General features: G+C 29.9%; 19 protein-coding genes. 15 read left to right on the top strand and 4 right to left on the bottom strand.

Annotated elements, in window-relative coordinates; translation table 11 throughout:
* The first annotated feature begins 11 nt into the window (after window positions 1-11).
* The 9 genes from ACY3JJ_RS09050 to ACY3JJ_RS09090 all read left to right on the top strand — a co-directional run bounded on the left by ACY3JJ_RS09050 (window position 12) and on the right by ACY3JJ_RS09090 (window position 16,552).
* Window positions 12-1,214 (top strand): iron-containing alcohol dehydrogenase, encoded by a 1,203-nt coding sequence (locus ACY3JJ_RS09050; RefSeq protein WP_463091706.1) that lies wholly within the window; start codon window positions 12-14, stop codon window positions 1,212-1,214.
* A 35-nt stretch (window positions 1,215-1,249) separates the two neighbouring features.
* A complete protein-coding gene (locus ACY3JJ_RS09055) occupies window positions 1,250-3,445 on the top strand; it encodes a diguanylate cyclase (protein ID WP_463091707.1) in 2,196 nt (731 codons plus the stop codon).
* Window positions 3,445-6,711 (top strand): diguanylate cyclase, encoded by a 3,267-nt coding sequence (locus tag ACY3JJ_RS09060; protein ID WP_463091708.1) that lies wholly within the window; start codon window positions 3,445-3,447, stop codon window positions 6,709-6,711. The genes ACY3JJ_RS09055 and ACY3JJ_RS09060 overlap by 1 nt, the downstream gene beginning before the upstream one ends.
* 84 nt (window positions 6,712-6,795) lie before the next feature.
* Window positions 6,796-7,953: an iron-containing alcohol dehydrogenase gene (locus ACY3JJ_RS09065; protein ID WP_463091709.1), complete on the top strand. Its 1,158-nt coding sequence runs from the start codon at window positions 6,796-6,798 to the stop codon at window positions 7,951-7,953.
* Between the two features lie 65 nt (window positions 7,954-8,018).
* Window positions 8,019-9,698: a dihydroxy-acid dehydratase gene (ilvD, locus tag ACY3JJ_RS09070; protein ID WP_463091710.1), complete on the top strand. Its 1,680-nt coding sequence runs from the start codon at window positions 8,019-8,021 to the stop codon at window positions 9,696-9,698.
* An 18-nt stretch (window positions 9,699-9,716) separates the two neighbouring features.
* Window positions 9,717-10,694, top strand: coding sequence for a methylcobamide--CoM methyltransferase (locus ACY3JJ_RS09075; RefSeq protein ID WP_463091711.1), 978 nt, complete (start codon window positions 9,717-9,719; stop codon window positions 10,692-10,694).
* Complete coding sequence (locus ACY3JJ_RS09080; RefSeq protein ID WP_463091712.1) at window positions 10,691-11,719, top strand: methionine synthase; 1,029 nt, start codon at window positions 10,691-10,693, stop codon at window positions 11,717-11,719. The genes ACY3JJ_RS09075 and ACY3JJ_RS09080 overlap by 4 nt, the downstream gene beginning before the upstream one ends.
* The gene (locus ACY3JJ_RS09085) at window positions 11,716-14,802 is read left to right on the top strand and encodes an alpha-mannosidase (protein WP_463091713.1); all 3,087 of its coding nucleotides are present in this window, start codon (window positions 11,716-11,718) and stop codon (window positions 14,800-14,802) included. The genes ACY3JJ_RS09080 and ACY3JJ_RS09085 overlap by 4 nt, the downstream gene beginning before the upstream one ends.
* 97 nt (window positions 14,803-14,899) lie before the next feature.
* A complete protein-coding gene (locus ACY3JJ_RS09090) occupies window positions 14,900-16,552 on the top strand; it encodes a GGDEF domain-containing protein (protein ID WP_463091714.1) in 1,653 nt (550 codons plus the stop codon).
* Here ACY3JJ_RS09090 and ACY3JJ_RS09095 read toward each other — a convergent pair.
* Both ACY3JJ_RS09095 and ACY3JJ_RS09100 read right to left on the bottom strand, forming a co-directional pair.
* Window positions 16,531-17,676: an alanyl-tRNA editing protein gene (locus ACY3JJ_RS09095; protein ID WP_463091715.1), complete on the bottom strand. Its 1,146-nt coding sequence runs from the start codon at window positions 17,674-17,676 to the stop codon at window positions 16,531-16,533. The two genes, ACY3JJ_RS09090 and ACY3JJ_RS09095, sit on opposite strands and share 22 nt — an antisense overlap.
* An 81-nt stretch (window positions 17,677-17,757) precedes the next feature.
* Entirely contained in the window at window positions 17,758-18,045 is a 288-nt protein-coding gene (locus ACY3JJ_RS09100) for an RNA recognition motif domain-containing protein (protein WP_463083308.1), read from the bottom strand.
* Between the two features lie 273 nt (window positions 18,046-18,318).
* On the opposite strand from ACY3JJ_RS09100, the gene ACY3JJ_RS09105 reads away from it, so the two are divergent.
* The 5 genes from ACY3JJ_RS09105 to hepT all read left to right on the top strand — a co-directional run bounded on the left by ACY3JJ_RS09105 (window position 18,319) and on the right by hepT (window position 22,060).
* Window positions 18,319-19,173 carry a carbohydrate ABC transporter permease gene (locus ACY3JJ_RS09105; RefSeq protein WP_463091716.1) on the top strand — a complete coding sequence of 285 codons (855 nt, stop codon included), beginning with the start codon at window positions 18,319-18,321 and terminating at the stop codon, window positions 19,171-19,173.
* Complete coding sequence (locus ACY3JJ_RS09110) at window positions 19,170-19,982, top strand: carbohydrate ABC transporter permease (RefSeq protein WP_463091717.1); 813 nt, start codon at window positions 19,170-19,172, stop codon at window positions 19,980-19,982. Before ACY3JJ_RS09105 ends, ACY3JJ_RS09110 begins: the two co-directional genes overlap by 4 nt.
* 173 nt (window positions 19,983-20,155) lie before the next feature.
* Complete coding sequence (locus tag ACY3JJ_RS09115) at window positions 20,156-21,196, top strand: hypothetical protein (protein ID WP_463091718.1); 1,041 nt, start codon at window positions 20,156-20,158, stop codon at window positions 21,194-21,196.
* A gap of 38 nt (window positions 21,197-21,234) precedes the next feature.
* Window positions 21,235-21,654, top strand: a complete 420-nt coding sequence (gene mntA, locus ACY3JJ_RS09120) for a type VII toxin-antitoxin system MntA family adenylyltransferase antitoxin (RefSeq protein ID WP_463091719.1) — start codon at window positions 21,235-21,237, stop codon at window positions 21,652-21,654.
* On the top strand, window positions 21,644-22,060 hold the full coding sequence (gene hepT / locus ACY3JJ_RS09125; RefSeq protein ID WP_463091720.1) for a type VII toxin-antitoxin system HepT family RNase toxin: 417 nt from the start codon (window positions 21,644-21,646) through the stop codon (window positions 22,058-22,060). Before mntA ends, hepT begins: the two co-directional genes overlap by 11 nt.
* A 134-nt stretch (window positions 22,061-22,194) precedes the next feature.
* Here hepT and ACY3JJ_RS09130 read toward each other — a convergent pair whose 3' ends face one another.
* On the bottom strand, window positions 22,195-22,650 hold the full coding sequence (locus ACY3JJ_RS09130) for a methylglyoxal synthase (RefSeq protein WP_463091721.1): 456 nt from the start codon (window positions 22,648-22,650) through the stop codon (window positions 22,195-22,197).
* Between the two features lie 345 nt (window positions 22,651-22,995).
* Between ACY3JJ_RS09130 and ACY3JJ_RS09135 the strand changes: the two genes are divergently transcribed.
* Complete coding sequence (locus ACY3JJ_RS09135; protein WP_463091722.1) at window positions 22,996-23,550, top strand: hypothetical protein; 555 nt, start codon at window positions 22,996-22,998, stop codon at window positions 23,548-23,550.
* Here the strand turns inward: ACY3JJ_RS09135 and ACY3JJ_RS09140 are convergent.
* Entirely contained in the window at window positions 23,534-25,252 is a 1,719-nt protein-coding gene (locus tag ACY3JJ_RS09140; RefSeq protein ID WP_463091723.1) for an ABC transporter ATP-binding protein, read from the bottom strand. The genes ACY3JJ_RS09135 and ACY3JJ_RS09140 overlap by 17 nt on opposite strands.
* Between the last annotated feature and the right edge of the window lie 48 nt (window positions 25,253-25,300).

Here is a 25,300-nt window from a genome sequence, read left to right on the forward strand (position 1 = left end):
GTAAGGAGAAAATGCTTATATGGGACAATGATTTTTCCAATCTCTTAGATTATATAAAAAAACAAAAGGAAATCCCATTAATTCTTTGTGACGAAAATACTTATGAAGTATGCGGGAAAGATATCTATAGAAATCTTGGTGACAACTCAAAACTGCTTGTTTTACCATATAATACTCATGCAGACGAAAAACACATTTGTAAATTAATCATAAACACCAATGACGACAATGTAATCATCTCAGTAGGTTCGGGAAGTATAACAGATATAGCAAGATTCGTAAGTTATAAACAACATCTAAAATTTATATCTGTACCAACAGCCCCATCTATGGATGGATATGCATCTTCAGTTGCCGCACTAACCATAGATGGAATCAAAACCACTTTACCAGCAAAACCCCCTGAGCTTATATTTGCAAATTTAGAAATACTTAAAAATGCCCCCTATTTACTTATAAAAGCAGGTTTTGGAGACTTAATGGGGAAATATACAGCTCTTTCAGATTGGAAGCTTGCTCACATTCTTTTAGATGAACCTTTAGATACAAATGTAGCAGAAGAAATGTTAAAAGCTTGTGAAGATACGCTAAAAAGTATAGACAAAAATGATTTTATTAAACCATTGTTTGAGGGTCTTGTAAAATCAGGAGAATTAATGACAAAGGTAGGAAACTCTCGTCCAGCTTCAGGAGCAGAGCATCATATTGCCCATTATTTAGAGTTTTTAGGATATGATCTATTTCATGGAATAAAAGTAGGAATAGCTACCTTTTACGTGATTAAATTATATGAATTCATATTAGAATTTGACTTTGAAAAAATGGATCAATATGTAGATTATGAAATAGATATAAAGGAATGGAGAAAAGAGATAGAAGAAAATTTTCCCAAAATACATAATAGAATAATAGAAGAAAATATAGAAAGAATAGAAATGTTTAATAACGTTGAGTTCAGAAAAAGCCTCATTGAAAAAATAAAACTCCATCAAGATGATATTAAATCTCTTGCTGAAAACCTTTCTAAAAAGAAACGAGAAATAATAGATGGATTTAAAAAAATCAGATTCTCATTGGATATAGAAGATTGGAACATAAAAAAAGAAGATATAGAAAAAGCTATTCTCTACTCCTTATTTATCAGAGATAGATTTACTATTCTTACATTATATTATTTTTTAGGTCTTTTAAAAAATTTTATAAAAGTAGTATAATAAATTGTTAACAATATTAACTATAGGAGAAGCTAATGCGAAAAAAGATAGGGGTAATTGTAAACTATTTATATGAAGGCTATCAGATGAAAATTCTATCAGGAATTTTATCTGAAGCAGAAAAATCTAATACTGATATTCATGTCTTTGTAGGGGGAGATCTAAATCCAAACAATATTGAAAGTCAAAGAAGAAATAGGATTTATGACTTAATATCTAAGAAGAATATAGATGGACTAATAATATTAGGACTTGTCGTTGGATTCAATTTACCAAAAGAAGAAATAATTAAATTTTACAAAAGATTTTATCCTCAATTACCCGTCGTAAGTTTAGGATTAGAAACAGAAGAAATACCATGTGTAATAAGCGACAACAGAAAAGGTTTCAATGACCTTCTTATTCATTTGATAGAAGATCACCGATATAGAAGTATTGCATATGTGGCTGGACCTATAAATAACGAAGAATCTCAAATTAGAAATAAGACTTTTTATGATACCTTAAAAAAATATAATATAGAAATAAAGCAAGAATATGTCTATGAAAGTGATTTCACCACACCTCAAGGGATATACGCTATAAGAACCTTCTTAGATGAAAGGAAAATAAAACCTGATGTCATTGTTTTTTCCAATGATAACATGGCAATAGCAGGTCTTGAAGAACTTAAAAGAAGAAAGATAAAAGTACCAAATGAAATTGCCATTACAGGATTTGATAATATATTGGAGTCCACTTTTGTAGAACCATCTTTATCTACGGTGGAACAAAATTTATCAGAATTAGGAAAAAAAGCTTTAGAAATGTGTCATTCTCTTATTTTAGGAAAAGAAATTCCTAAAAAAGTAGAAATACCTACAAAAATGATAATCCGTGAGTCTTGTGGTTGTAAAAGATTTTATATTAGACTATCAAAAAAAGAAGAAAAAGTTTGGTCGAAAATTTTTGATCTCAAAAAGGATAAAGAGGATTTTTATTCTCTATTAAATAAATATTTGATTTCAAATATAGAAACCAAAAATCCTCAAAATATTAAATGGATAGAAAATATAATAAAAGAATTTTATAATAGTATTATCGAAAGAGAAGAAAACTTTATTACCGAAATAGAAAGTTTATTGTTAAATAATAATGTAGATATTGAGTTATTGGAAGAAACTTTTAATAATATTAATTCTTTTATTGATATGCATATTGAAAATTCTCTTTATCAAAAAGCCAAAAACCTCATTTTACAATCAATTAATGTCTTAAAAGATTATAAAGAAAAAAAATTAAAATACGAGATTTTCAAAACCAATGATTTAATTGACCATTTAGGATATATTGGAGCTGATCTTCTATCTACTTTTCAAATGGATGAAATTTTAAATAGGGTAAGCTATAGATTACCAGAGATAGATTTAAATACTTTCTATATATTTATGTATCAAAAAGATTCAAACTATAAAAAAGTCAAAAATATTCTATCGGTAGTAGATGGAAATATAAAAACAAAAGAAAAAGGCATATTTGATATAGAAGAAATTATACCAGAATCTTTACTACCTAAAAGGAGATTAAATCTTGTCCTCGAACCTCTCTTTGTTGAAAATGACCATTTGGGATATATAGTATTTGAATATGGGCCTAAAAAGGGAGTAATCTATGAGATACTCAGAGCAGAAATAAGTGGCGGTATTAAAGGCGCTTTGATAATCGAAGAATTAAAAAAATTAGCTATTACTGATCCATTAACTAGCCTACCTAATAGGAGGGCATTAGATGAGATTCTACAAAGAGAAATTGAAAGATCTAAACGATATAATCGTCCTTTATCTGTTATGGTTATAGATTTGGACAATTTCAAAATGGTAAATGATACCTTTGGACATAGCTTTGGAGATGAAGTATTAAAAACAGTGGGCAAAATATTGAGAGAATCTTGTAGAAAAGTGGATATTGTGGGAAGATATGGTGGGGATGAATTTATCATTATTCTTCCTGAGACAAATTTAAAAAATACAATTAAAGTGGCAAATAAACTAATCAAAAATGTGGATAAAATAGAGCTTTTTTCTCCCAATAATGATAAAATTTGTCTTAGTATAAGTATAGGTATTGCATCATACCCAGATACCACAATAGAGCTTGAAAAGCTTATAAATTTTGCAGATTTGGCTATGTATGAAGCAAAAAGTTTAGGGGGTAAGCAATATTCTATAATTAGTTTTAAGGGGGAACTTTGATGAATAGAAAGAAAATAGGAGTAATAGTAGATAATCTCTATAATTATCAATGGGGCATTTTAGAAGGAGTATTTTCAGCTGGAGAAAACTACAATTTAGATATCTTATGTTTTGCTGGAAAACATTTAAATACACCCAACGAAAAAGAGAGAATGGGAAATATTATTTACAAAATTATAAACAAGAACAACGTTGATGGTTTAGTAATATTAACTTCAGTTCTTAGTGGATATGTTTCCAAATATATATTAGAAGAGTTTTGCTATAGATATTCTCAAATTATACCAACAATCAGCATAGGTACTGAAATAAAAAGTATTCCAAGCATAATTATAGACAATGTATTAGGGTTTGAAGAACTTTTAGTACACCTTATTGAGGATCATGGATACAGGAAATTTGGATTTATTACAGGTCCTTTAAATAATGATGATGCTAAAATAAGATATGAAACCTTTATCAACACTCTAAATAGATATAAAATTCCCATTAATTATAATTACATTTTTTATGGAGAATTTTCTTACAATTCTGGCAGAGAGGCTATTAAACAATTCTCTAAACATAAAATAGATTTAGATGTCATCGTGTGTTCTGATGATGATATAGCCATAGGAGCAATAGAAGAGTTGAAAGAAAGAGGATATCATCTACCAGAAGATATAAAAATTACAGGATTTGATGATATAGAAGGAGCAAAATTTATTACCCCACCACTAACAACAGTATCTCAACCTCTATATGAAATGGGATGGAAAAGCATAGAGTATCTTCTTAAACTCTTATCGGGTGAAAAGGTACCTGAAAAGATTTGCTTTCCCACAAAATTTGTTATAAGAGACTCATGTGGATGTACATATTCTGCTATAGAAAAGGCAAAAGTTGATATAGATAAAGAATTTACAAAATTAGATTATATAAATCTAGAAAAATTAAAAGATAAATTTACAGAATACTTATTAAGAAACTTATCCCAATTAGATTCAAAAACATTAGAAAGATTAGAAAAAATATACTATGCTTTTATTGAAAATCTAAAAGAAAGAAGTTTTAAAATATTTATATCAACTTTAAACTGGATTTTAAAAGAGGAAGAACAAGAAGGAAGAAACACAGGTATATTTCAAGATTACATATCTTTATTAAGAAAGTTTTTATTCTACTATTTAGATGATGAAACTCTTCACTATGCAGAAAATCTCTTGCATCAAGCAAGAGTGTTAATAAGTGATTTTTCCGAAAGATTCCAAGGTTACAGAAGTTATAAAACGGAAGAAAGGATGAATTACCTTACTCAAATAGGAATAAGCTTAACATCAAGTTTTGAAAAGAGAGAAATATTAGAGCAAGCAAAAAATAGTATTATCAACTTAGGAATAAGAAGTTTTTATATTGTTGAGTATAAGGATTCAAAAAATCCTTTAAAAGAGAGAATTTTAACCTTAGGATATAAGGATGGAAAAGAAATCATAACTAATGAATCTTTCGATATATACCAGATTATTCCTGATAAATTTTTACCTTCTTACAGAGCAAACTATATTGTATCTCCTCTATTTTACAAAGAGAACTCTATAGGATATTCCCTTTTTGAAGTAGGACCCTCAAAAGGTATAGTTTATGAACTTTTAAGAGCACAGCTTAGTGCAGCATTACAAGGTGCAATCATATTTAAAGAAAGAGAAGAGTATGAAAAAAGATTAGAAAGTCACATAAAAGAACTTTCTATACTTAACGACATTGGTAAAAAAATAACATCTGCCCTTGAAGTTGAACTCCTTTGGGATTTAATCATAAAAGAAATATCAAAACTTACTGATTTTGACGCTCTTTATATAGTAAACTGCAAACAAGAAGATGATAACTGTAGCTTTGAGATTGTAGCAAAAAAAATAAACATAAAAGAAGGAGATGAGTTAACAGCTAATGATAGAAAGAGAATTTTAAAAATTATAGAAACCAAAAAGTATTTTTTAAAGAAAAGCAAAACCAAAAAGAATAAAGTTTTCTTAGGAATACCTATAACCATAGGAGATAGAGTAATAGGAGTCGTTATTTTAAAACATCACCAAATAGATGCATATAACGAACATACTATTAGACTACTTTCAACTTTATCAAGTTTCATAGCAATAGCCTTAGAAAATGCTAAACTATTTGAGGAAACCAAAAAACTTGCAACCACAGATCCTCTAACAGGTATATTAAACAGAAGAGCTTTAGAAGAAACATTCCAGAAAGAATTAACAAGGGCTCAAAGATATAATCGTCCTCTTTCTGTGATGATATTAGACATTGATAACTTTAAACTCTTTAATGACACATATGGACATACCTTTGGAGATGAAGTACTAAAAACGGTGGCGAGTATATTGAAAAAATCCTGTAGAAAAGTAGATATTTTAGGGAGATATGGAGGAGACGAATTCGCTATTATTCTACCCGAAACCCCCATAGAAGGTGCAAAAAGGTTGGCAGAAAGAATATTAAATAATCTTAAAAATATACCAATATTAACTCCACAAAATAATAAAATACCATTAAATATAAGTATTGGTATAGCATCATACCCCTTTGATACATTGGAACCCGAAAAACTCCTTACATTAGCAGATACTGCCATGTATAAGGCAAAAACTTCTGGAGGAGGAAGATTCGCTCTACTTTCTTCCTCTGATATTACTCCTCTAAAAGAAGAAATACCTAAATTTGATATATTCTTAGGTCTCATAAATGCTATTGATAATAAAGATAACTATACTTTTACCCATTCCCTTGATGTTTCAAAATATGCTAAAAAAATTGGTGAAAAATTAGGACTTTCCAAAGAAGATCTTGAAATTCTTGAAATCGCAGGTAAATTACATGATATAGGCAAAATAGGCATACCCTCTGAGATACTCAAAAAACCCGGACAATTAACAGAGGAAGAGTGGAAAATTATAAAAGAACATCCAAGACTCGGTTATCTAATCCTCAACCAATTACCAAAAATGGAGAAACTTCTACAAGCAGTTCTTTATCATCATGAAAGGTATGATGGGAAAGGATATCCACAAAGTCTTCAAGGAAAAGATATTCCCCTCTTAGCAAGGATTTTAGCAGTTGTTGATGCTTATTCCGCTATGAAATCAGATAGACCATATAGAAAGGCTCTTTCTAAAAAAGAAATTATAAAAGAGATTAAAAAGAATGCTGGAAGACAATTTGATCCCGAGATTGCAGATATCTTTGTTGATCTTCTTGAAAAAGGCGAAATAGATTAAATATTTGAAAATTATTTTAGATTGTAAATTTTATCTTTAAGGAATATAATTTTCTAAAATCTTAAACCGAAAGGAGGACTAAAAATGAGAAATTTTGTTTTTCATAATCCTACAAAAATTATATTTGGAGTAGATACCACTGAGGATGTAGGAAAAGAAGCAAAAAATTATGGAAAAAGAATTCTTCTTGTAATAGGACAAGGAAGTGTAAAAAAAATAGGACTTTATGATAGAGTTGTCAAACGCCTAAAGGAAGAGGGCTTAGAAATTTTTGAGTTGGAGGGAGTTAAACCAAATCCAAGAGTAGACTTAGTAAGAAAAGGAATAAATATGGTAAGAGAGAATAATATTGATCTACTCTTAGCTGTTGGTGGTGGTAGTGTTATCGACACTGCTAAAGCTATAGCTGCAGGTTTAACCTATGAAGGAGATGTTTGGGATCTATTTAAGTATAGGAAGCCTATAAAACCTACAATACCTATTGGTGTAATACTTACCCTTGCAGCTACAGGATCAGAAATGAATGGAAATGCAGTAATATCCAATTTAGAAACTCAAGAAAAATTAGCCATTTCAAGTCCTTATATTTATCCCAAATTCTCTATATTAGATCCTAAAAATACTGCTTCCGTTCCTCTTAACCATACCCTTTATGGTATTGTAGATATCCTCTCTCATGTATTTGAACAATATTTTGATAGGGTTGATGATGCTATTTTACAAGATAGATTTGCAGAAGCAATAATGAAAACTGTAATAGAAACAACCCCCAAAATTATTGAAAATCCAGAAGATCTCAACTCAAGAGCAACCATACTATGGTGCGGTACAAATGCCCTAAATGGAATAATTGGTGTTGGTAAAGAACAAGACTGGGCAACCCATTCTATTGAACATGCTATATCTGCCATATATGATATACCCCATGGCTTAGGTCTTGCTATTGTCTTTCCTCATTGGATGAAATATGTATTAGATGTGATACCTCACAAATTCGCTAATTTTGCAAGAAATGTTTGGGGTATAACAGGAGATGATGATTTTGAAGTAGGGTTAAAAGGGATTGAAAGATTAATTGATTTCTACGAAAGTATAGGTGTACCCACAAAACTTTCAAAGGTAGGAATAAATGATGAAAAACTTGAAGAAATGTCAGAAAAAGCAACTCAATTTGGACCTATTGGTAATACAAAAAAATTAACAAAAGAGGATGTTTATAAAATTTTACAAATGTGTCTATAAACTATTGACAATCTTAACTTTCTATTGTTAGCATTATCAAAAGGTTATTTTAGGAGGTAGAAGAAATGAGAAGTGATGCAGTAAAGAAAGGTATAGAAAGAGCACCACATAGATCTCTTTTCTACGCAATGGGATATACTAAGGATGAATTAGAAAAACCTCTTATTGGAGTTGTTAACTCAGGAAATGAAATGATACCAGGACATATCCATTTAGATATGATTACCCAAGCAGTAAAATATGGAATTTTAGAGGCTGGCGGAACCCCAATGGAATTCAGAGTTATTGGTATATGCGATGGTATTGCAATGGGACATAAAGGTATGAAGTATTCTCTCGCCAGCAGAGAATTAATAGCAGATTCAATAGAAGCTATGGTAGAAGCCTACCAGTTAGATGGAATTATACTTATAACCAACTGTGACAAGATTGTACCCGGAATGCTTATGGCTGCAGCAAGATTAAACCTACCTTCTATTATTTTAAGTGGTGGACCTATGCTTGCTGGAAGATGGCAAGGTAAAGATGTAGATTTAATTAGTATTTTTGAAGGTATAGGACAAGTAAAGGCAGGAAATTTAAAAGAAGAAGACTTGCTTGACTTAGAACAATATGCCTGTCCAGGATGTGGTTCCTGCTCTGGAATGTTTACTGCAAACACTATGAATTGTCTATCTGAAGCTCTTGGCATAGCTTTACCTTTTAATGGTACTTTACCTGCTGCTTTTGATGGATTAAGAAAAAGATTATCAAAAGAAGCTGGGAAGAGAATAGTGGAATTAGTAAAAGCAGGAATAAAAGCAAGAGATATATTAACAAAAGAAGCCTTTGAAAATGCTATTGCTGTAGATATGGCTTTGGGAGGTTCCACCAATACAGTTTTACATCTATTAGCAATTGCAAAAGAGGCAAAAATAGATTTACCTCTTGATACTTTCCAAAAAATTAGTGAAAAGACACCCAATATATGTAAATTAAGTCCTGCATCCTCTCAACATATTCAAGATTTACATGAGGCAGGAGGAATACCAGCAGTAATGAAAGAACTTTTAAAGGGTAATCTATTACATCCCAATGCCATAACAGTTTCAGGTAAAACTATTGGAGAAATTGCAGAATCTGCAGTTATTAGAGATAGAAATGTGATAAGATCCTTAGAAAATCCATATGCCCCTGATGGTGGACTTTCCATACTATATGGAAATTTAGCCCCAGAAGGTGCGGTAGTTAAAAAATCTGCGGTAAGTCATAAGATGTTAAAACACCAAGGACCTGCAAGAGTATTCAATAGTGAGGAAGAAGCCATAAAAGAGATTTATGCAGGCAAAATCAATAAAGGTGATGTGGTAATCATAAGATATGAAGGTCCAAAAGGAGGACCTGGAATGAGAGAGATGTTAAGCCCTACTTCTGCATTAGCAGGAATGGGACTTGATGAAGATGTGGCTTTAATAACCGACGGTAGATTTTCAGGAGGAAGCAGAGGAGCAGCTATAGGACATGTATCCCCTGAAGCTGCCGAGGGTGGACCTATAGCTCTCCTTAAAGATGGAGATATTATTGAAATAGATATACCAAATAGAAAAATAAATGTGAAATTATCTCAAGAAGAATTAGAAGAAAGAAAGAAAGAATGGAAACCTATTAAAAGAGAGATTGAATTTAGCTACTTAAGACGTTATGCTGCTTTAGTAACATCTGCAAGTCAGGGAGCAGTATTAAAAGATATATATGAAGATAATTAATAGTAAGGAGGTTTAAAGATGATAATTACGGTTGTAGATCATTATCCTAAAATACCAAATCCCCCAAGAGAACCAAAATTAAGGAAAGCAATTCATGCTTATGATCAAGGAAAGATTACAAAGGAAGAATTAGAGAAAATTTTTGATGAAGTAACAAAAGAAGTAATTGAAGAACAAATAAGGGCAGGAGTAGAGCTTATTACAGATGGTCAGATAAGATGGGAGGATGGACAAAGTTATATAGCTAAAAAACTTGATGGTATCGAAATAGGAGGACTATTTAGATATTTTGATAATAATACCTACTATAGACAACCAATTATAAAAGACGAAATAAAATGGAGAGAACCTATCATACTTAATGATTGGAAAAAAGCTCAAGAGTGGGCAGGTAATATTCCTGTTAAGGCAGTCCTAACAGGTCCCTACACTCTTGCAAGATTAAGTAGAGATGAGTATTATAAGGATTTAGAGAAGTTAACAAAAGCATATGCAAAAGCATTAATTGAAGAAGTAAAGTTATTAGAAGAAAATAAGGTTAAATATCTCCAGTTTAACGAACCTTCTATTCAATACTATCCAGAAGATTTTGATCTTCTCCTAGAAATATACAAAGAAATTAGAAAATATTTTTCAGGGAAATTAGCTATATATACATACTTCCATTCAGTTTTACCTTTAAAAGATAGAATAAAAGATTTACCAATTGATATATTTGGAATAGATTTTGTATCAAGAAAAGAGAATTTTGAAATATTAAAAGATTTTCCTAAAAATATTGGCTTAGGCTATGGCATAGTTGATGCAAGAAATACAAAATTAGAAACTCCTGATCAAATCGCCCAATTAATAAAACAGGTATTAAACTACATTAAAGATGAAAATCTCTATATTAACCCAAGTGCTGGGCTTGAATATCTTCCAAGAGAAAGAGCATATGAAAAATTGATAAATTTAGCTAAAGGAGTAAATTTAGTAAGAGGTGAGAAAAAATGAAAGAAGTAAAACTTCCCATACTCCCTACAACAAGTGTTGGTAGTTTTCCCAAACCAGATTACCTTGTCAAAGCAAGAAATCAATACTCAAAAGGTCAAATTCCCTACTCTACTCTTCACGAGTTGGAGCTCAAGGCTACAGAAGAGGTTATTAAAATGCAAGAAGAAATAGGCGTAGACATATTAGTACATGGAGAAATGGAAAGAGGAGATATGGCCACGTATTTTGCAGAAAATTTAGAAGGCTTTACTATAAGTGGTCTTGTCAGATCATACGGAAACAGATACTATAAAAAACCAATTGTAATAGGTAAAATTAAAAGAACAAAACCCATAACAGTAGATATGTTTAAGTTTGCCCAAAGTCTAACTAAAAAGCCTGTAAAAGGAATGTTAACAGGGCCATATACAATAGCAGATTGGTCCTTTAATGAATATTATGAAAATAAAAGAGATTTAGTTTTAGATCTTGCAGAAGTAATAAATCAAGAAGCATTAGATTTAGAGAAGGCTGGAGCCTTATTTGTACAGATTGATGAACCTGCTGTCCCTACCCATCCTGAAGAAATCCATATAGCAAAAGAAGCCTTTCAAGTTTCTACCAGAGGTTTACGAAGCTTTATAATTACTCATATATGTTATGGAGATTTCAGACCTATATGGAAAGAAATAATAAATTTCCCTGTACACCAATTTGATTTAGAATTTACAAATAATGCAGACAAACTTTATCCCATTATAGAAAATGCAGGATTTCCACCCGATAAATATATTGCAGTTGGAGTTATAGATGTCCATACCCATAGAATAGAGAGTGTAGATGAGATAAAGCAAAGAATAAGAGAAGCCCTAAAGTATTTTCGCCCTGAACAAGTATTCATAGATCCTGATTGTGGATTAAAGACAAGAACCTGGGAAGAAGCAAAAGCAAAAATGGAAAATATGGTAAAAGCAGTTAATGAGATAAGAGAAGAACTTATAAAACAAGGCTATCCATCAGAAATTACTATTAAATTAGAACTATGAGAAAATACCTCTTAGAGCAATGGAATTTTTGGCTTGATGAAATATATGCCTATTCAATAATTAACAAGTTCATACTTGATGAATGGTATTTTACTGATTCTAAAGAAAAATTAAATGATAAAGATTTAGAGATTATTAAATTAGGGGAGAGATGGAAAAAAATATCTCTCCCTATTTATTTCAGAAAGAAAATAAGTCTTCCAAAAGATTTTGAAAAATCCTCCCTCTACATCTTTTTAGATGTAGGTGGGGAAGCCTTTCTATTTATAAATGATACACCATATGCTGGTATAAATCAATATCACAAGGAACATAAAATACCCTATTATGATCAATTAGATTTACTTATTGAAACTGTACCTAAGGGATTGTTTGGCCAACACCAATATAATCCAGTACTCAAAGAAGCCTTCATATTTCAAAAAGATGAAGAAATCTATAAAGCATGGCTTATTTTCAGTATTATAAGAGAATTTGCCCTTTATTTAGAGAATATAAACCAAGATCTACAACAAGAATTAGAGCTTATACTTGAAGAAACCCTTGGAAAGATAAAACTGATAAGTAGTAATGAAAAATTCTTGGAAAAAATTCAAAACACAAAATTTACCATGGATATTTTGAAAAATTTATGGAGCATGCCAGAATTTTCAAAAACAGAAGCCCCTATACCTTATGAGCTAAAAGAAGAAATAATATCACAAGCTTATGAAGCTCTCAAAAGAGTCAGAAACCTAAAAAAGAAATATCCAAATATAGGAGAATACTATGCTGTAGGACATTCTCATATAGATTATGCTTGGCTTTGGCCAAGAGAAGAAACTATAAGAAAAGCTCAAAGAACTTTTTCCACCATCCTTCAACTTATGGATCTTTATCCGAATTTCAAATTCTTACAAAGTAGTGCCCAAATCTATAAAGATATAAAAGAAAATAACATTTTCCTTTTCCAAAAGATAAAAGAAAAAGTTATGAAAGAACAATGGATAGTAGAAGGAGGAATGTGGGTAGAAAGCGATTGTCAGCTTCCTTCTGGGGAATCTTTAGTAAGACAGTTTTTATATGCCCAAAAATTTTTTGAAAAAGAATTTCAAAAAACATGTAAAATAGCATGGCTTCCAGATACCTTTGGTTTCAATCCTAATTTACCTCAAATTCTTAAAAAATCAGATATTGAATATTTTGTAACCACAAAACTTTCATGGAACGAAACTAATCTATTTCCTTATGATTTATTCCTTTGGAAAGGGATTGATGGAACTAGAATAATTGCTCATATATATGCCAGATATGGTGGCTATAATGGATCAACAGAAATAAAAGAAATTATAGAAAATTATAGAAATTATCAACAGAGAAATTTATCAGAAAGAATGATCTATACTTTTGGATATGGTGATGGTGGTGGTGGACCTACTTATGAAATGATAGAAAGATTAAATATAATGAAAGATTTACCATTTATTCCAGATATAAAATTTGAAAATCCTATAAAATTTCTTGAAGAGATATCTAAAGAAAAACTTCCTGTATATTATGGAGATCTATATCTTGAACTCCACAGGGGGACCTTTACAACCCAAGGAAGAACCAAAAAACTTCACAGATTAGCAGAAAATTACCTTTTCACTCTCGAAAGTCTATCTGTTATCTTAAACATTGTAAAAGATCTACCATACCCTTATGAAAAGCTCACTCAACTCTGGGAAAAGCTATTAAGAAATGAATTTCATGATATACTACCCGGATCTTCAATAAAAGAAGTTTATGAGGATACTGAAAAAGAGCTAAAAGAAATATTAGATGCTAAATTAGATATTAAAGAAGATAGTTCTCAAAAGAAAATTATTATCTATAATCCTACCTCTTTCCCTCAAGAATTAAAAACAGAATTAGAAATGAAAGATATGGAAGGACTTCATTATAAAGATACAGAGATACCAATTCAAAAAACAGATAAAGGAGTATTCCTTTATTCAAAAAATATAACCATACCACCCTTAAGTTTAATTACTTTAAATATTAAAAAAGAAAATAATAATTTACCATATAATACTGATCTTCAAGCTTATAATAATGTCTTAGAAAACTCATTAATAAGACTGAAAGTATATGAAGATGGCTCTTTCCAAGTACTATATAAAGAGAAAAATAAAAATCTCTTTGTTGATAAAGGAAATATAATTATTGCCTACCCTGATAGACCAAGAAACTGGGAAGCTTGGGATATCCCATTAGAGTATGAGAAATATGGTGAGGTAATTACAGCAGAAAAAATTGAATTAACTGAAAGAGGCCCATTAAGAGGAAAAATTAAAGTAATAAGAAAGTATAGAAATTCGGAAATAATTCAATACTATACCCTCCATTCATTCTCACAAAGAATAGACATAGAAACAGAAATAAAATGGAATGAAAAAAGAGTAATGTTAAGAGCATATTTCCCATTTGATCTACTATCACCATTTGTAACCTATGAAGTCCCCTATGGGACATATACAAAACCTACTCATAAAAATACTTCATGGGAAATAGCCCAATTTGAAATACCAGTACACAGATTTATAGATCTATCACAAGGAGATTTGGGAGTGAGCATATTAAACAATGGAAAATACGGACATAGCGTTAATGAAAATATTATAGGAATAACTTTATTAAGATCACCTTTTTCCCCAGATTATACCGCTGATCTTGGAAACCATAACTTTACTTATTCCATTCTACCCCACAAAGGAACTCTTGGAGAAAAGACTTTGAAAGAAGCTGAAGAATTGAATAAAACCCTTATTCCTATAATAGGTAATTTTTCAATTGAAGATGTATCTATTTTAAGCTGGGATAAAAATAACATAATTATTGGTGCTTTAAAACAATCAGAAGATCACAAAGGATTGATATTAAGATTTGCAGAATATTTAGGCAAAGAAGAAATCATTAATTTCAAATTTAATTTTCCAGTAAAAAAGATATATGAAACAAATCTTTTAGAGAAAGAATATAGTGAATTAAACTTGAAAAATCAGATCTTAGAAATAAAAGTTAAACCTTTTGAAATAAAAACCTTGAAAATAATTTATTGAAAAATACATAATATTTATGATATAAACTAGTATTGAAAATTATATTTTTGAAACTAAAGCGTGACGATTAAAGGGAAGGGGATATTTTAAAGAGGGAATGAAATTAAAAAATAAAATCTTTTTATTCTACGCGGGAATATCTCTCATATTTTTTATTCTTATAGAGATAATATTTATAAGCATTATAAAACACGAATATTTATTGATTTTTAATAAAGAGATAGAAAAATATGTAACTACATATATGGATAGAATTGAAAAGGATCCAAAAGATATTCTTACTGGAAGAATTTTTGAAAAAAATTTTTATCTTGGTAATATTGAGGGAATTATAGTTCAAGAAAATCCTAATAGTATAGAAATTAGCCTAAATACTGATTTTGAAGGGTTACCTGAAGATATATTGATTAAAGACAAAGGTTCAATTCTTGATATGAAAAATCATAAGTATTACTATATATATTCAAGTAAGAGCAAAAATTCAAAGCTAATTCTCAGCTTTGATACTAATCCCTTTGAAGAAAGATTTTTAAAATCTACTATTTCCTTCTCAATTCCCCTTATAGCACTACAAATTTTTTTCCTCTTGTTATTTTATTACTCCATGAAACATACATATGTAAAACCATTAGAAGAATTAGCCCAAAGCCTTTCTCAGGATAATCTCTTAAACCTAAATAGGGACAAATTTTTTAATAAAAAGGATGAAATAGGTGATCTCTCAAGAAAAATCTTTGATTTTGAAAGCTCTTTAAGGAATATCATAATTACTCAAGAGGAAACAATAAAAAATCAAGAAAAATATTTGAACTTACTACTTAAATTTATCTCTGAATTTAATCTCTCTAAAAAATCTATAGATGTGATTAACGTCATACTTAAATTTTATAATCCTGAGTTTCCAGTAAAAATCTATGATATATATCTTGAAAACTCTTTAACAAGAGAAGATCTATATCAAAATTTGCAAATCTTGAATAAGGATGAGGCAAAAGAAATATTTGATATGCTAATATTCCTAAAAGACAACAAACTATTTACATATCATGACCTTAAATTCTTTTGTAAAAATATACCTGAAGACTATGTATTAATTCCATTAAGAACAAGTGAAAGACTTTATGGTTTTATAAGTATCTCTATGATAACTTCTGAAGATTTACAAGATACCTTTATCTCTATCTTATACCATCTTACAATAGCTTTAGAAAATACCCTTTTATATGAATACACTGAAAAATTATCAACAATTGATCCTTTGACAGGTGTCTTTAACAAAAGAAAATTTGATGAAATCCTTGAAAATGAAATAAAAAGAGCTCAAAGGTTTAAACATCCTTTAAGTATACTCTTTATTGATATAGATCATTTTAAAAACATAAATGACCTATATGGTCATATAGTGGGAGATTCATTTTTAAAAGAAGTTGCCCTTTTTCTTCTAAGAAATACTCGTTCTATTGATAGCATAGGAAGATTAGGAGGAGAAGAATTTGCTTGTATATTACCTGAAACTGATTTAGTATCAGCCTATAACGTAGGAGAAAAAATGAGAGTAAAATGGAATACTGAAAAGCATATAATTCCAATTGATATAGAAAAAAGAATAGGAACATTAAGTATAGGTATAGCAAATTTTCCTATTCACACAGAAAATCCCAAAGAATTATTAACACTTGCAGATAACGCATTATATATGGCTAAAGGAATAAGAGACAAAGTATTCATTTATAAAAAAGATTTTATATAATTAATAGCTTTTTCTGAATCTTCAACCTTTCCCTGCAAAAAGTAATCGCCTCTACCTCCTTTCCATCCTATCTCTGTTAACTTTTCCAAAATTCTATCAAAAAGATCTGATAATACATCAGGACTTCTAAAAATTATTCCTTGCCCTTGTAAATTAAAGATTGCCCCCAAAATACCATTTTCTTTCATTATCTCTTGAACAACAAACTTAATTGTATTTATATCCTCCTCTAAAATATTTAAGATTATTCTTACATTTTCTTTATTCTTAGCCAAATCTATGAGTTCTTTTGCTATATACTTGTTTATCCTTTCCCTCAATCTTTTATTATCTTTTTCAAGAGTTTCTAATTTGGTCAATAACTTGCTAATACTGTCATAAATATCAGGATTTCCTAATTTCTCTTTAATATACTTATATTCTTCTTCCCTTATACTTAATCTTTTCAAGATTCTTGAACCAGCCACAAATTCCACTCTCCATAAATCATTGTTCTTCTTGTAAAAATCTATTATTTTAAATAATCCTATTTCTCCTAATCTATTCACATGAAGTCCCCCACAAGGATTCACATCAAGGCCTACTATTTCTACTATACGAATATCTTCATCCTTCCAATATACTTCCACAGAAATATTTTCTTTTATGTACCTATTCACTATACTCTCTATCTCATTCACAAAACCCTTAGGATCAAATCCTCTATATGGTATCTCAATTTTTGTATGGTCTTTTAAAATCTGAAAACCAGTAGTCTCCAATGAGTAATTCTTTTCTATTAAAGCAGAAAGAAGATGTTGGGCTGTATGTTGCTCCATGTATTCTCTACGAAGATCAATATCTACATATAACTCAACCTTTTCATCAATTAAAGGTTCTCTTTTACCCTTTAAAATGCCTTTGTGCCAAATTTTACCATCTTCTTCCCATACGTGGGAAACTAAAAGAATCCAATTATCTGACCTAATTTCCCCCTTATCACAAGGTTGTCCTCCACCTTCTGGATAAAAAATGGTTTCAGAGAGGGAAAGAATAAAAAAGTTGTTTTCCTTTTTAATATCAATAACTTTGCTTTCCCAATTTACAATATTTGGATCATTATAAAAGATTTTCTTAGTATTCATAGTGTTAATTATACTATAAAACAAAAACCCCTGCCATAAATAGCAAGGGTTTTGTTCTTTTTTAAATTACCAGCTAATAATTTAAAATCTACGATTGTGAGACCTATTGGAAGTTCTACGATCTTCTCTTGGCTTTGCTTCACTTACAATGATCTTTCTTCCGTCAAACTCAAGACCATTGTAAGATTCAATTAACTTTTGAGCCACATCTTCTGATGTTTCTACAAAAGCAAATCCTTTGGATCTTCCAGTATTACGGTCAGTTATCAACCTAATACTTTGTATATCCCCTTCTTTTGCAAAAAGTCCTCGCAGATCATCCTCTGTGGTCTGCCATGATAGGTTTCCTACATACAGTGTCTTAACCAATTTCACGTACCTCCTAAAAAATTTTATCCTTTAATTATACTCCTTTAAAATTATTTGTCAAATCTTATTTCTGAGATTAGTTGAAAGTCTCCCTTATAGCGTACCTCCAATATTAGGATTTGTAAAACAAGGTCCTCAATTAATTACCGCCTTTATAGAGGAAGCTCAAAATATGGTTGTTGGAACCTATACTCCTAAACAAATGGTGGATAGGTTAATTGAAAGATTTAATGAGATTATGAAGTAAAAATGCTAAAATAAGGAGGGTAGCCAGTGAAGATATTTCGTTGGCATTATAATCTTTTTATTCTTCCTGCTCTCTTAGTTATGGTTATATTTTTTGTATATCCTATACTTTTAACTTTATATTTTAGTTTTCTTGACTATTCCATTATAAGACATACCAATAAATTTGTTGGTCTTGCAAACTATATAAAAATTTTTAAAAGTAACATTTTTATTCAAACTGCTAACAATACTTTTATATGGGTTATAATATCTACTTTTATCCCTCTATTTTTAGCAACACTAGCTGCCCTCCCTACCTATAAAAGTTTTTTGGGATATAAAATTTTCAGAAGTCTTTTCAGTTTACCCATGATTTTTATCCCCTCCTCAACTGCAATTCTTTGGGCTTTAATGTATAGTGAACCTTTTGGTTTAATTAATCATATAATGGAATTTTTACATTTATCAAGAGAAATTTGGCTTGCTAATCCTAAAACTGTTCTTCCTGCAGTATCTATTGCAAATGCATGGTATGGGACTCCTATGTCTTATTTAATAATATTAGCACGATTGGAAAGTTTAGATACAGAACCATTGGAAGCAACAGAGGTAGATGGAGCTTCCTATTGGCAAAAAGTAAGGTATATTATTTTGCCTATGGTCTATCCTATAATATTATTAGTAGCACTTTTAAGACTTATTGATGTTATCAGAAGTTTTTCTTTAATTTGGATAATGACTCAAGGAGGACCTGGAACTTCTTCTACTACTCTTCCAGTTGCTACTTTTAAAGTTTCTTTCTTACAATATGATTATGGTATGGGATCCGCATGGGGAATTATTAATGTTATAGTGACATTTGTAATTACCCTTCTCATATTAAGGAGGCAAAAAGGATGAGTCCTTTTAGAACATTTTTTATTTTTTTTATTGTTCTTATTATCTTAGGATGGGCATCATTTCCTATATTTTATTCCTTAATTATTTCTCTTTCTGGTTTTGAACTTCCTACTAAGTTGGGATTTCCCAAAGAAATAACTTTAAATAACTATATAGATGCCTTAAAGGACAAAGAGGTCTGGAATACTATTTTAAATTCTCTTATCATTGCATTTTTTGCAACTTTTCTCTCTATTTTTACATCTATTCCTTCTGCTTATGCTTTTTCCAGATCACAAAATAAGCTTTATAAATTTTTATATTATTTATTTTTATTCTTTAGATTATTTCCTTGGATTGCTCTTGCCTTCCCTATATTTTACTTAATGGCAAAATTAAAATTAGTGGATACCTATTTGGGGGTAGGAATTAGTCATTCTATGTGGATAATCCCTACAAGTATCTGGTATTTAAAAGGTTTTTTTGATATGGTTCCTTTAGAAATAGAGGAATCAACTCTTGTTGATGGAGCTTCTCCCTTTCAGATCCTTCTAAAAGTTGTCCTTCCTAATGTATTGCCAGGACTTATTGCTGTTTCAATATTAGCCTTTATGTCAAGCTATACTGAATATTTATACTCATTAATTCTTACTCGAACTCATACTACTACTCTTCCTGTGCTTATGGTAGGCTATCTTTCTGAGTTTAAAGTGGAATGGAGAAAAATCTCTGCTATATCCATGCTATCTACTATTCCAATGATAATTTTCTACTCTTACACTCTCAATTTTATGAAAAGAGGAGCTTTTTTAGGAGTAATAAAAGGATAATTCGTAAGAAAATACTACTATATCCTTTTATAACAACATTTTATTTTTCTAATCATCCCAAAATAGAAAATAACTAATATTACAAAATGTGATACAAATCACTTAAATTTATATTTAATTGTTTTATAATTATTTAAGTTAAAAAATCAGAAAGATAGGAAAGGAGGATAAATATGAGACTTAAATTATTATTTATTCTTCTATTATTCTATCTTGTAATATTCTCTCAATCATGGGGACAGTTTGAAAATCCTCAACCTAATTTTACTAAAATACCTTCCTGGGTAAAGCCTGGAGTTACCTTCGTGTATCAAACAAATATGGGTTCAGGTACCAGAATAGGAGAGGATTTTTCTGGTGGTGCAGCTCAAGGATACTATATTTATGTTGTTACTAATATTGACAAGCCAAATGTCTACGGAATAAGCTTTCTCATTACTCAAAGCATATCTTCTGGTTATCCATCTTTTAATTTATCAATAGAACTTCTTAATGGTAAGATTTTTATTGATCCCCAAGAGGCGCAAGATTATGTTAAAAAAGTAAAAGCAGCTGGTCTTCCTCCTGGTCTAAAATATGAATTTGGACCTTATGGAAATAATCTATACTATTTTCTTATAGAGGCTTCTGATTATCAATCTATGGAAAGAATTTTATCCATCTTTGATAACAAAGGAATAGTACAAAAGATATCTATATTAGAAAAGCAAGGATTAAGCTCATCTACAGCGGTTGAGCTCCAGTTAGTAGGAGCATATAATATTAACATTCCTCAAATTACCAGTCCTCCTTCAGCTGTTAAATTATCTCCTACTTATCAATTTTATTCATCTGTAAGTTTATTCCAAGGTTATCAAGGTATGAGTGCTCCCCTTGGAATGGGCAGATATGCAGTATTATCCTCTTCAGGTACTTTATTTTTGATTGATGTTCAAGGACAAGTAAGAAAGCAAGCAATAGGAAATTACTACTTAGGACCATATTATATAAACCCTCAACTTCTTAGACAAAATTCAATTATTAGCATATCCCAAATCGGATTTTCTTGGGATATAGTAGGAAGGGGGCAATATGGGGGAATATTAACTCAAGTTAATATTGGAGGATATCCTATTGCTCAATACGAATATGAACCTAACACTGGATTACTTTTAAGTGCTACTATACCACATGGAGAAGGGCTTTATGTAAGTATGTTTTTATTGAATAGATAAAACATGTTAAAATAAAAGAAAATTAAGTAGAGAGAAAAATGGGTGTTAAGGAGAAGTATAAAAATTATCCTTCTTTGTCAAAGGATATAAAAGAAAAATTAAACAATCTAAAGGACACATTTATTAAGAATAAAGTAAAGATTGCATACCTTTTTGGATCTATTTTAAAAGAAGAAAATCCTGAAGATATAGATATTGCAGTAATTCTTGAAGGAGACTATTTTTTATTACTTGAAGATATAAAGGAACTCCTTAACACCCAAAGAATAGACCTTATAGACTTATCCCAAGTTTCCCCATTTATTGCTCTACACATCATAAAGAATGGAGAAATCATTTTTAAAGAAAATACAAAAATAGAAAATGAATATGAAATGAATATTCTTAGAAGATGTCAAGATCTTGAAAATTTAAGAAAAAAACAAATTGAACTAATTAAAAAAGCATATGACCTTTGATAAAAACCTAATAAAAGAAAACTTAATAGAGCTAAATAATATTTATGGAGAACTTCTTAAATACAAAGATATTGAAGAAGAAGAGTTCATAAATAATCTATCAATTAGATGGACTATTGAAAGAGGACTTTTAGCAGGGATAAACATAATATTAGACATTGGTAATCATATTTTAGCTTCACAATATAAAATATATCCTAATACCTATGAGGATATATTAAAGGAAATTTTTGGGAAAGGTATAATATCTCAAGAAGTTTATTCAAAAATTAAGGGTATGGGAAGCTTTAGAAATATTCTTGTCCATGAATATATAAAGATTGACCCAAAGAAAGTCTATAAAAATTATAAAAATTTCTTAGAAATAATTCCAGAAATTTCTAAAGAGATTCTTAGATTGATTTAAATAAAATTCAGAAATTAAATAACATCAAAAAATATTTAGGCAAATCATCCTATAAAAACAATAAAAGAAAGAAAAATTCTTTTAATTTAGATTTTTAGGATTGCCTTTCTAAAATTAATATCTCTCCTTAATAATTAGATTTTATGTTTCAGGTAATCTGAATAATCAGGCACTAATCTTTTGTATTCTCTATCCATAAGAGAAGATGAAATCAAAAAATCAGCTGTAGATCTATTTGATGCTATAGGGATATTCCATACCACAGCTATTCGTAAAAGAGCTTTAACATCGGGATCATGAGGTAAGGGCTCCAAAGGATCCCAGAAAAATATAAGAAAATCAATCTCTCCTTCTGCAATTTTTGCTCCAATTTGCTGATCACCCCCTAAAGGTCCACTAAAAAATCTTATAATCTTTAAACCCAATTCTTTTTCTAAAATCTCACCAGTCGTTCCTGTAGCATATAATATATATTTTGATAATGTACCTTGATTAAATCTTACCCATTCTAAAAGCTCATTTTTCTTATTATCATGGGCAATAAGAGCAATTCCTTTTTGAATACCCATAGGAGTCTCTTTATAATTCATATTAGATCTCCTCCTTATATTATAAGTTCTGAAATTAATTATAACTCCTAATGTATCTCCAAAAAAATTAAAAAAAAACATGAACTAATTACTTTTTGGGTTTTTACTGTATTACTCTCCCCTACCCAATAAAAATTATCTTATTTTATGGATAGGGGAGAATAAACTTAGAAAAACCAATTATTATAAGCCTTTTAATATATCTTTACAAATGAACTAAGAAAATTTATAAAATAAGCTATAATCTTTACAAATATTGGATGCTTCTTTAAGCTCATAGAACCAGAAATATTTTTAAAAATTTTAATTACTCTTTCCATATATTTTTATATAACCTCTATTAATATGACTTTCCAATTTCATTTCTATGAACTTTCAGATGAAACTAAAATTATTTTGTTCATCTCATCCTTTATATCACTTTTTAATAGAAAGAAAATTTTTCCATATCTTACCAAAAATGTTTTAATACTCTTTGAACTTTTTTCAAAAAGTTGGAAAAACTTCTTCTCAGAATTTAAAAATAAATGGGAAATTAAAAGATTTATCTCTTTTATGGGAAAAGACATTCATCCTTTCCTCTTAGCAAGAAGAACCCTTGCTGAAAGTTTCCTTAATAACCTTTCTCCCAAAAATAGAAGTAAATTTATTAATTTCTACTTATCCCTCCCTGAGAAAGATAGAGAAATTATTGATATCTTTGTAAGAAATTATGTTAGATACAATAGAAAATGGGAATTGGATATTCCACTAATATCAAATGGTTTGAATAACTTCATCGAAACTTATAAACTACAGAAAATTCCTTCCTTTCTCTCTTTCTTTTCTTTTGATAAAAAGAAAAGAAAAAAATTTCAAAAAATAATTATTAAGATGAACAAAATTAGCAATTTTTGTTGATTAACTCCACTTTAATTATTCTCCCCTTCTCAAGATAAACCACTTTATCAATTATTTCCCAAGGTATCTCTCTATGGGATATGATTATGCATGTCTTATCTCTCATAAACTTCTCTATATATTCATAAATCTTTCTCTCAACTGTCATATCAACTTCCGATGTGGCTTCATCAAGTATTAAAACATGTGGCTTCTTTAGTACAGCCCTTAAAAAGGCTATTATTTTCTTTTGTCCACCTGATATCTTTGCTCCTCTCTCTCCTATTATCGTGTTAAGCCCATCTTTAAATCCTTCCATAAAAATATCATAAAGCTCTGCTGTCTTTAAAAGATTAATGATTTCTTCATCCTTCACTTGTGGTATCGCATAGGCTACATTGTTTCTCACAGTTTCGTTAAATAAAAATACATTTTGAGAAACAATACCAATTTTTTCTCTAAGAGATGACAGTTTTATGTCCTTTATATCTATTCCGTCTATTATAATTTCTCCCTCTAAAGGGTCATACATCCCTAAAAGTAACTTTATTAAGGTACTTTTTCCAGATCCATTGGGTCCTAAAATCACTACCTTCTCCCCTGGTTTTATGTGTAAATCTATCCCTTCTAAAACTCTCCTCTCTCCATCGTAAGAAAAAGAAATATTCTTAAATTGTATGTCTCCTATTAAATTTTTAAGCTCTATATCCCCTTCCTTCTCTCTCTCCGCTTCTAATATCTCTGATACTCTTTGAAGAGAAACAAAAGCTGGATACAAAGATAAACTAAATGTAGCCATACTTTGAATTGGACCATAAAGCTTTTGCAGGTATCCTACAAAAGCTAAATAGCTTCCAATCGTAAAAGAACCCTTTATTATATCCATCCCTCCTACCCATAAAATTAAAAGACCACCTAAAGCGATAATAACAAAATTTAACTCACCAAAAATGGTAAAAAATATACTTTGTAATAAATTCTTCCTGGCAAGACCTTTAAATTCCTTTTTTACCTCTTCAGCTTCCCTTTCCTCAGTCCCAAATAGCCTCACAACCTCTACTCCTGAAACTCTTTCTTGTATCTTTCCCATAACATTTGCTGATCCCTCAAGAACATCCTTTGTCGCTGATACTAATCCCATAGAAAATGCCTTTATAACTACATAATAAGCTGGAAGTATGGAGATTGCATAAAAAGTCAATTTTAAATTAAGATACATTAGCATTAAAAGGGCAAATATAAACTCAAAAAATCTTATCATCTGATTTATCACCGTAGATGAAAAGAAAAGACCAAGACCTTCCACTTCTCCTATTCTTGCCAATATATATCCTGTCTGAGCCTCATCATAAAATCTAAAAGGTAGCTTTAAAATCTTTCTAAATAAATCACTCTTTAGACTTGTTAATACTTCTTGGCTTACCTTTGCAAAATAATAACTTGATATCCCTGAAAAAATGGTCCTTCCTATGTGTAATATCGCAGAAATTACTACAAGATAACCAAAAAATCTAATATCTTTATTTCTCAAGAATACATTGTCAAAAATAATTTTAGAAATATATGGAATGGGAGTCGCAATTAAAGATGTAATTAAAAGAAACAAACTTGCAATAATAAAAGTTCTTATATGCTCCTTAATATAAGGAAAAAGGATCCTAAGCTTTGAGTAATTTATCTTTTCCTGAGATAAAAAAGGAAAATCCAAATCTTTTTTATTCATAATAAGTTCTTTTCACAATTATTCAAGAAATTATCTGAAGGAGGAGCT

The sequence above is a fragment of the Dictyoglomus sp. DH genome (genome assembly GCF_055181375.1).